Origin of the sequence: Acidovorax sp. IB03, from assembly GCF_016406015.1 — a bacterium.
Lineage (GTDB): Bacteria > Pseudomonadota > Gammaproteobacteria > Burkholderiales > Burkholderiaceae_C > Acidovorax > Acidovorax temperans.
This window is the reverse complement of the sequence record NZ_JAEFCH010000068.1, coordinates 1-5946: the sequence shown is the minus strand read 5'-3', so window position 1 is coordinate 5946 and position 5946 is coordinate 1. Positions and strand designations below refer to the sequence as shown.

The 5946-nt window shown below is 57.9% G+C and carries 12 protein-coding genes; all 12 read left to right on the top strand.

Annotated elements, in window-relative coordinates:
- The coding region (locus IHV84_RS19890; protein ID WP_198848131.1) for an EF-Tu/IF-2/RF-3 family GTPase at positions 1-440 on the top strand (440 nt) is incomplete at its 5' end.
- A 25-nt stretch (positions 441-465) separates the two neighbouring features.
- Positions 466-777 (top strand): 30S ribosomal protein S10, encoded by a 312-nt coding sequence (rpsJ, locus tag IHV84_RS19885; protein ID WP_044397456.1) that lies wholly within the window; start codon positions 466-468, stop codon positions 775-777.
- A 201-nt stretch (positions 778-978) separates the two neighbouring features.
- The gene (gene rplC, locus IHV84_RS19880; RefSeq protein WP_044397454.1) at positions 979-1653 is read left to right on the top strand and encodes a 50S ribosomal protein L3; all 675 of its coding nucleotides are present in this window, start codon (positions 979-981) and stop codon (positions 1651-1653) included.
- Positions 1653-2273: a 50S ribosomal protein L4 gene (gene rplD, locus IHV84_RS19875; protein ID WP_024813775.1), complete on the top strand. Its 621-nt coding sequence runs from the start codon at positions 1653-1655 to the stop codon at positions 2271-2273. The genes rplC and rplD overlap by 1 nt, the downstream gene beginning before the upstream one ends.
- Complete coding sequence (rplW, locus tag IHV84_RS19870) at positions 2270-2584, top strand: 50S ribosomal protein L23 (protein ID WP_044397448.1); 315 nt, start codon at positions 2270-2272, stop codon at positions 2582-2584. Before rplD ends, rplW begins: the two co-directional genes overlap by 4 nt.
- A gap of 2 nt (positions 2585-2586) precedes the next feature.
- A complete protein-coding gene (gene rplB / locus IHV84_RS19865) occupies positions 2587-3411 on the top strand; it encodes a 50S ribosomal protein L2 (RefSeq protein WP_044397443.1) in 825 nt (274 codons plus the stop codon).
- Between the two features lie 10 nt (positions 3412-3421).
- Positions 3422-3700, top strand: coding sequence for a 30S ribosomal protein S19 (rpsS, locus tag IHV84_RS19860; RefSeq protein ID WP_005796963.1), 279 nt, complete (start codon positions 3422-3424; stop codon positions 3698-3700).
- Positions 3701-3709: 9 nt separating this feature from the next.
- A complete protein-coding gene (gene rplV / locus IHV84_RS19855) occupies positions 3710-4042 on the top strand; it encodes a 50S ribosomal protein L22 (protein WP_005796970.1) in 333 nt (110 codons plus the stop codon).
- 14 nt (positions 4043-4056) lie between these two features.
- Positions 4057-4938, top strand: a complete 882-nt coding sequence (rpsC, locus tag IHV84_RS19850) for a 30S ribosomal protein S3 (protein WP_044397434.1) — start codon at positions 4057-4059, stop codon at positions 4936-4938.
- A gap of 2 nt (positions 4939-4940) precedes the next feature.
- Positions 4941-5357 (top strand): 50S ribosomal protein L16, encoded by a 417-nt coding sequence (rplP, locus tag IHV84_RS19845; RefSeq protein WP_007847799.1) that lies wholly within the window; start codon positions 4941-4943, stop codon positions 5355-5357.
- Between the two features lie 16 nt (positions 5358-5373).
- Entirely contained in the window at positions 5374-5568 is a 195-nt protein-coding gene (rpmC, locus tag IHV84_RS19840) for a 50S ribosomal protein L29 (RefSeq protein WP_044397427.1), read from the top strand.
- Between the two features lie 9 nt (positions 5569-5577).
- Positions 5578-5847 carry a 30S ribosomal protein S17 gene (gene rpsQ, locus IHV84_RS19835; RefSeq protein ID WP_198848130.1) on the top strand — a complete coding sequence of 90 codons (270 nt, stop codon included), beginning with the start codon at positions 5578-5580 and terminating at the stop codon, positions 5845-5847.
- Positions 5848-5946 lie beyond the last annotated feature (99 nt).

The window sequence follows — 5946 nt, the reverse complement described above, 5'->3', positions numbered from 1 at the left end:
GCGACACGCAAAAGACCACCTGCACCGGCGTGGAAATGTTCCGCAAGCTGCTGGACCAAGGTCAAGCTGGCGACAACGTGGGTCTGCTGCTGCGCGGCACCAAGCGCGAAGACGTGGAACGTGGCCAAGTGCTGTGCAAGCCCGGCTCGATCAAGCCCCACACCCACTTCACTGCTGAAGTGTATGTGTTGAGCAAGGACGAAGGCGGCCGCCACACTCCCTTCTTCAACAACTACCGTCCTCAGTTCTACTTCCGTACGACTGACGTGACTGGCGCCATCGAGCTGCCAGCCGACAAGGAAATGGTGATGCCTGGTGACAACGTGTCGATCACTGTGAAGCTGATCAACCCCATCGCCATGGAAGAAGGTCTGCGCTTCGCTATCCGCGAAGGCGGCCGTACCGTGGGCGCCGGCGTGGTGGCCAAGATCATTGCTTAATTTTTAAGCAAATCAAGGAGACACCATGTCCAAGCAAAAAATCCGCATCCGCCTGAAGGCGTTCGATTACAAGCTGATCGACCAGTCTGCTGCCGAGATCGTTGACACTGCCAAGCGCACTGGCGCCATTGTCAAGGGCCCCGTGCCCCTGCCAACACGCATGAAGCGTTTCGACATTCTGCGTTCGCCTCACGTCAACAAGAGCAGCCGCGACCAGCTCGAAATCCGTACGCACCAGCGTCTGATGGACATCGTGGACCCCACAGACAAGACTGTGGACGCCCTGATGAAGCTCGACCTGCCTGCCGGCGTCGACGTCGAAATCAAGCTGCAGTAATCCCCTGAAGGCGGGCTCGCCAGGGCCCGCCTGATGGCTTTTAACGCGGACTTGCTTGAAAAAGCAGTCCGCGTTATACTTTAGGGCTTCGCCTTCTTTGCGCATGCAGAGGGGCGAAGTTTTATTAACCTTCTTTCACGCGCTGGCGCGCAAACGCTGAGGCCAATTGAAGTCACAGCGGTGAGAGTTTTGGAGAAACAAATGAGTCTGAGCAACTCCCTGGGGTTGCTGGGTCGCAAGGTGGGCATGATGCGTCTGTTCACTGATGATGGGGACGCAGTGCCTGTCACAGTGGTGGATGTTTCTAACAACCGCGTTACCCAGGTCAAAACCCAAGAGAACGATGGCTACGTGGCCCTGCAGGTCACGTTCGGTTCGCGCAAAGCTTCGCGTGTGACCAAGCCAGAAGCCGGCCACCTTGCCAAGGCAGGTGTGGAAGCCGGTGAAATCATCCAAGAATTCCGCGTGACTGCTGAAACTGCTGGCAAGTACGCCGCAGGTGCTGCTGTGCCCGTGGCGGACGTGTTTGCTGTGGGCCAAAAGGTCGACGTGCAAGGCACTTCGATCGGTAAAGGCTACGCCGGTACCATCAAGCGCCACAACATGGCTTCGCAACGTGCGTCGCACGGTAACAGCCGTTCGCACAACGTGCCTGGCTCGATCGGTATGGCACAAGACCCAGGTCGCGTGTTCCCAGGCAAGCGCATGACGGGTCACCTCGGTGATGTCACCAAGACCACGCAAAACCTCGATGTCATTCGCATCGACGAAGCGCGTCAACTGCTCTTGATCAAGGGCGCTATTCCTGGTTCCAAGGGTGGGTTCGTGACTGTGCGTCCCGCTGTCAAGGCCAAACCTGCCAAAGGAGCGAACTAATGCAGCTCGAACTCCTGAATGACCAAGGTCAGGCTGCTTCGAAGTTCGAAGCACCAGAAACCGTGTTCGGTCGTGAATACAACGAAGATCTGGTTCACCAGATCGTGGTGGCCTACCAGGCCAACGCCCGTCAAGGCACTCGCGCTCAGAAAGACCGCGAACAAGTCCGTCACTCCACCAAGAAGCCTTTCAAGCAAAAGGGTACGGGTAACGCCCGTGCTGGTATGACTTCCTCGCCTCTGTGGCGTGGGGGTGGTCGGATTTTCCCGAACATGCCTGACGAAAACTTCACACAGAAGATCAACAAGAAGATGTACCGCGCTGGCATGTCTGCGATTTTGTCGCAGCTGGCCCGTGAAGGCCGTCTGGCGGTGGTCGACTCGCTGAAGCTGGATTCTCCCAAGACCAAGGTCCTGGCTGACAAGTTCAAGGCGATGAACCTGCAATCGGTGATGGTGATTGCCGATGAAGTGGACGAAAACCTGTACCTGGCTTCGCGCAATCTGGTAAACGTGCTCGTCGTTGAGCCGCGTTATGCAGACCCCGTGTCGCTGGTGCGTTTCAAGAAAGTGCTCGTCACCAAGGGTGCAATCGACAAACTCAAGGAGATGTTCGCATGAGCACACTCAAGTTTGACGAAGGTCGTCTGATGCAAGTGCTGGTCGCTCCCATCGTGTCCGAAAAAGCCACCATGGTTGCTGAAAAGTCCAACGCTGTGACATTCAAGGTGCTGCAGAACGCTACCAAGCCTGAGATCAAGGCAGCTGTTGAACTGCTGTTCAAGGTCGAGGTGAAGGGTGTTTCCGTGGTGAACACCAAGGGCAAAACCAAGCGCTTTGGCAAGACTGTGGGCCGTCGCGACAACGTGCGCAAGGCTTATGTCCGACTGAAGGAAGGTCAAGAGCTGAACCTGTCCGGGGAGGCTGCGTAATCATGGCCGTTATCAAGATGAAACCTACCTCGCCCGGCCAACGTGCTGTGGTGAAGGTTACCCGTGACCACCTGTACAAGGGTGAAGCTTACGCGCCTCTGCTGGAGCCTCAGTTCCAGAAAGCTGGCCGTAACAACAACGGTCACATCACGACACGCCACAAGGGCGGTGGTCACAAGCACCACTACCGCGTCGTGGACTTCAAGCGCAACAAGGACGGCATCGCCGCCAAGGTTGAGCGCATTGAATACGATCCAAACCGTACGGCCCACATCGCTCTGGTGTGCTACGCCGACGGCGAGCGTCGTTACATCATCGCTCCCCGTGGCCTGGAAGTCGGCGCAACCCTGCACTCTGGTTCGGAAGCCCCGATCCGCGCAGGCAACACGCTGCCTATCCGCAACATCCCTGTGGGTTCGACCATCCACTGCATCGAGCTCAAGCCCGGTGCTGGTGCTCAGATCGCTCGCTCGGCAGGTGCTTCGGCTACGCTGCTGGCCCGTGAAGGCATCTACGCCCAAGTGCGTATGCGTTCCGGCGAAGTGCGCAAGATCCACATCGAATGCCGCGCCACCATTGGTGAAGTCGCCAACGAAGAACACAGCCTGCGCCAACTGGGCAAGGCCGGTGTGAAGCGCTGGATGGGTATTCGTCCTACGGTTCGTGGCGTGGCCATGAACCCTGTGGATCACCCTCACGGTGGTGGCGAAGGCCGCACCGGCGAAGGCCGCCATGCAGTCGATCCTTGGGGCAATCTGACCAAGGGTTATCGCACCCGTAACAACAAGCGCACACAAGTCATGATTGTGTCGCGTCGCAAGAAGTAAGGGGTAACAGATGACTCGCTCTCTCAAAAAGGGTCCATTTGTTGACCATCACTTGCTGGCCAAGGTCGAAAAGGCCGTCGCCACCAAGGATAAGAAGCCAGTGAAGACCTGGTCGCGTCGCTCCATGGTTCTGCCCGAGTTCATCGGTCTGACCATTGCCGTGCACAACGGCAAGCAGCACGTACCTGTCTACGTCACCGACCAGATGGTGGGCCACAAGCTGGGCGAATTCGCCCTGACGCGCACCTTCAAGGGTCACCCCGCGGACAAAAAAGTCCAGAAGAAGTAAGGAACGACCATGTCTGAAACACGTGCAGTCCTCCGGGGCGTCCGTCTGTCGGTCGATAAAGGCCGTCTGGTTGCGGACCTGATCCGCGGCAAGAAGGTGGACCAGGCTCTGAACATCCTGACATTCACGCAGAAAAAAGCTGCTGGCATCGTCAAGAAGGTTCTGGAATCGGCAATCGCCAATGCAGAACATAACGATGGCGCTGACATCGACGAATTGAAGGTCAAGACCATCTACGTCGAACAAGGCACCACGCTCAAGCGCTTCACCGCGCGCGCCAAAGGCCGCGGCAATCGCATCAGCAAGCCCACGTGCCATGTGTACGTGACGGTTGGTAACTGAGGCCAAGGAAGACTATGGGACAGAAAATCCATCCTACCGGCTTCCGCCTCTCGGTTAGCCGTAACTGGGCCAGCCGCTGGTATGCCAGCAACCGTGACTTCGCCGGCATGCTGGCTGAGGACATCAAGGTGCGTGAGTACCTGAAGGCCAAGCTGAAGAACGCCGCCGTCTCGCGCATCCTGATCGAGCGTCCAGCCAAGAACGCCCGCATCACCATTTACTCGGCACGTCCTGGTGTGGTGATCGGCAAGAAGGGTGAAGACATCGAGAACCTGAAGAAGGAACTCGCTACTCGCCTGGGCGTGCCTGTCGCAGTGAACATCGAAGAAGTGCGCAAGCCTGAAATCGATGCCAAGCTGATCGCCGACAGCATCACGCAGCAGCTGGAAAAGCGGATCATGTTCCGCCGTGCCATGAAGCGCGCCATGCAAAACGCGATGCGTCTGGGTGCCCAAGGCATCAAGATCATGTCGTCCGGCCGTCTGAACGGTATCGAAATCGCTCGTACCGAGTGGTACCGCGAAGGCCGTGTGCCACTGCACACCCTGCGCGCTGACATCGACTACGGCACCTCTGAAGCCAAGACCACCTACGGTGTGATCGGCGTCAAGGTCTGGGTCTACAAGGGTGACACTCTGGGCCGCAACGATCTGCCAGCCGTGGAAACTCCACGTCCGGAAGAAGAGCGTCGCCCACGTGGCCCACGCCGTGATGGCCGCCCAGGTGGCGATCGTGCCGGTGCAGGCCGTGGTCCCCGTCGTCCAGTAGGTGCCAATGTGGCTCCCGCTGACGGTAGCGACAAGCCCGCCGGTGCCGGTGGCGCTGATGCAACCGCCGTTAAGCGCGTTCGCAAGACTGACGCGCCCGCTACAGCAGCGGACGGCAAAGGAGAATAAAGATGCTGCAACCTGCTCGCCGCAAATACCGCAAGGAGCAAAAAGGCCGTAACACCGGCGTCGCAACACGAGGTGCCTCGGTCGCGTTCGGTGATTTCGGTCTGAAGTGCACCGATCGTGGCCGTCTGACGGCCCGCCAGATCGAAGCTGCACGCCGTGCGATTTCTCGTCACGTCAAGCGTGGCGGCCGTATCTGGATCCGCGTGTTCCCGGACAAGCCAATCTCTACCAAGCCCGCAGAAGTGCGTATGGGTAACGGTAAGGGCAACCCCGAGTACTACGTGGCCGAAATCCAGCCCGGCAAGATCGTGTTCGAAATCGTTGGTGTGCCTGAAGAACTGGCCCGCGAAGCGTTCCGCCTGGCTGCTGCCAAGCTGCCGCTGCGCACCACGTTCGTCAGCCGTCACATTGGCTCGTAATTCAGGAGAACAAGCAATGAAGACTACTGAACTGCGCCAAAAAGACGTTGCCGGTATCGAAGCCGAAATCAAGTCCTTGCAAAAGGCCCATTTCGGTCTGCGTATGCAAAAGGCTACCCAGCAGTTGGCTAACACCAACACGCTGCGTACCACCCGCCGCGCCATCGCCCGTGCAAAGACCATTCTTGCTGAAAAGCAAGCCGCCAAGTAAGGAGCCGACATGACGGAAGCTAAAAAATCCCTCAAGCGCACCTTGATTGGCAAGGTGGTCAGCGACAAGCGTCAAAAGACTGTGACTGTGCTGGTCGAGCGTCGTGTGAAGCACGAGCTCTACGGCAAGATCGTTGCGAAGTCGAGCAAGTACCACGCCCATGATGAAAATGGCGAGTACAAGCTGGGCGACGTGATCGAAATTACCGAAAGCCGTCCGCTGTCCAAGACCAAGAACTGGGTTGCTACCCGCTTGGTTCAAAAGGCTGGTCTGCTGTAAGCCCTAAAGGCTCAAGGCTCCAAAGCCCTTTCAAAACGGCCCACAATGTGCTAGCCGTTCCGTTAAGGGGTTGCTAAGACCCTGCTGATTGTTACAGAA